Genomic DNA, 2184 nt, shown 5'->3' on the forward strand with positions numbered 1-2184 from the left:
GGCCAGCCCGGCGACGACATCGACCCAGGCGCCAGCGGCGTCGACGACGATGTCGGCCTGGTAGGCGCCGGCATTGGTGGTGACGCTGAAGCCATTTGCGACGCGGGAAATCTCCAGCACTTCCTCGCCGGTGCGGATCACGCCGCCGCCGGCCTTGAGCGCGGAGGCTGAAGCTGCAAGCATCTTTCCCGTGTCGACATCGAGCGCGCCGGGTTCATGCACGCCGCCGCAGGTGGTTGCCGTGGCGATGACCGGCACCAGCGCGGTGACTTCTGCTGCTGACAGGCGCCGTACGCTCGGCACCAGCGCCTGCATCTCGGCCGCCATGCGGTCGACGGCTGCACTGTCTTCGACACCGCCGACGTGCAGCGCGCCGCGCCGGTGGGCGGCGAAGCCGCCATCGATGATCGCCTGCCGGCTGGCCAGCGACAGCGCCCGCACCAGCGCATTGCCATAGGTTTCGGAAAACAGCGCCGCGGAGCGGCCGCTAGCGTGGTAGCCGAGATGCGGCTCGCGCTCGAGCACGGTGATCTCGGCCCAGGATTGCACGGCCGTCGCCAGCGAAAGGCCGGCAATGCCGCCTCCGATGACGACGATTTTTTGGAGAGACTTGGACTGCATGTCCTAGGGGTAGAAATAATTTCGTATCCAGTCAATATTTAGCGTATAAGAAAATTGTTAGCGTTGTTGATGGCGGCAGGGAGTTGGACTACCTAGGGTGAAGAAGCGGCCCGGTGGCCGCGCCAGGAGCTGACGATGTCGGAGCAACCGAACCTCGGTGATTGCCTGCGCGGCTTGAGGAAGACGCATGGCTGGACCTTGCAGGAGGTCAGCACGCTGACTGGCGTCGCGGTGTCGACGCTGTCCAAAGTCGAGAACGACCAGATGTCGCTGAGCTACGACAAGCTGCTGCAGATCTGCGAGGGGCTGAGCATCCATGTCACCGAGCTGCTCAGCGGCGACCGCAAGCAGCCGGCCGCGCGCACCCGTCGTTCGGTGACCTCGCAGTCCAACACGCTGCGCCAGCTGACCCGCAACTACGATTACCGCTATCTGGCCACCGATCTGGTGCGCAAGCGCATGGTGCCGATCCACGCCTATGCACGCGCCCGCACGCTGCAGGAATTCGGCCCGCTGACCAGGCATGCCGGCGAGGAATTTTTGATCGTGCTCAAGGGCGAGATCGAGCTGCACACCGACCAGTACGCGCCGGTGCGGCTGAAACAGGGCGACAGCGTCTATATCGATTCCACCATGGGTCACGCCTACCTGTCGGTGGGCGAGGGCGACGCCGAGATGCTGTGCGTCTGCTCCGGCGACGAGCCTGACATGGAGGGCGCGCTGCTGAGCGTGCTGGAGACGGTGGAGGGGTAGGGGCAGGTCCCAACCCTCCACGTTGGTGCTGCCCCTCATCTGGTTGCCGCCATCTTCTCCCCGTTCACGGGGAGAAGGACGATCCTATCGACGGGCGGCGCTGGCTCCAACAATTGAGCGGCTCCGCTACAGCGCAACTACACGTCCCATTCCGCGCCGAACCGCTTCGCGATAGGCGAGATCGGCGGCCACCATGTCTTCCATTGCAACGCCCATGGCCTTGTAGACGGTGACCTGATCGGCGCTGACGCGTCCCGGCCGCAGTCCGAGCAGCATTTCGCCAAGCTCGGTTCCGGTTTCCGGATCAATGCCCACCAGTTCGCAGGAACCGACCGGGGTCGGCGCGAAGGCGTCCTTGGTCTCGACGAAAAGGATGGCCCGCCCGACAAGCTCGACCGGCAACTCGCCGCCGGGTGGGGCGACGCCGACCGACGAGACATGGGTGCCGGGCCGCACCCAGTCGGCCGAGATCACCGGCGCATAGGAATGCGTTGCCAGGCAGACGACGTCAGACGAGCGCACCGCGGCCTCGATATCGGCGACGGCAACGACGCCGGGATGTTGCGCGGCGAGCGCCTGTGCATCCGAAAACTCCTTCGAGACAACGCGGATTTCGGCGAAATCGCGCACCAGCGGCAAAAGATGCAGATGCTGGCCGGCCTGCACACCGGCGCCGACCACCGTCGCGACCTTGGCGTCGCGGCGGGCGAGTTCACGCACCGAAAGCACGGCCGAGCCGGAGGTGCGCACGGCGGTGATGTAGGTGCCATCCATGACGCAGACCGGCATGCCCGTCTGCGGGTCGAACAG

3 protein-coding genes are annotated in these 2184 nt (G+C 65.7%); 1 reads left to right on the forward strand and 2 read right to left on the reverse strand.

Going from position 1 to position 2184, the window contains the following annotated elements; translation table 11 throughout:
- Nucleotides 1–621: FAD-dependent oxidoreductase (locus EN893_RS30145; protein WP_164901242.1), on the reverse strand; the 621-nt coding region annotated here is incomplete at its 3' end.
- A gap of 135 nt (nucleotides 622–756) precedes the next feature.
- On the opposite strand from EN893_RS30145, the gene EN893_RS30150 reads away from it, so the two are divergent.
- Nucleotides 757–1374 carry an XRE family transcriptional regulator gene (locus EN893_RS30150; RefSeq protein WP_127271375.1) on the forward strand — a complete coding sequence of 206 codons (618 nt, stop codon included), beginning with the start codon at nucleotides 757–759 and terminating at the stop codon, nucleotides 1372–1374.
- Nucleotides 1375–1500: 126 nt separating this feature from the next.
- On the opposite strand, the gene EN893_RS30155 is transcribed toward EN893_RS30150, so the two are convergent.
- Nucleotides 1501–2184: ornithine cyclodeaminase family protein (locus EN893_RS30155; protein ID WP_164901243.1), on the reverse strand; the 684-nt coding region annotated here is incomplete at its 5' end.

Origin of the sequence: Mesorhizobium sp. M7A.F.Ca.CA.004.04.2.1 (genome assembly GCF_004022825.1) — a bacterium.
In the GTDB taxonomy this organism is placed as follows: domain Bacteria; phylum Pseudomonadota; class Alphaproteobacteria; order Rhizobiales; family Rhizobiaceae; genus Mesorhizobium.

Coding starts and splice junctions, on each gene's coding strand:
- EN893_RS30150 (WP_127271375.1), top strand. CDS start 757: ATGTCGGAGCAACCGAACCTCGGTGATTGCCTGCGCGGCTTGAGGAAG.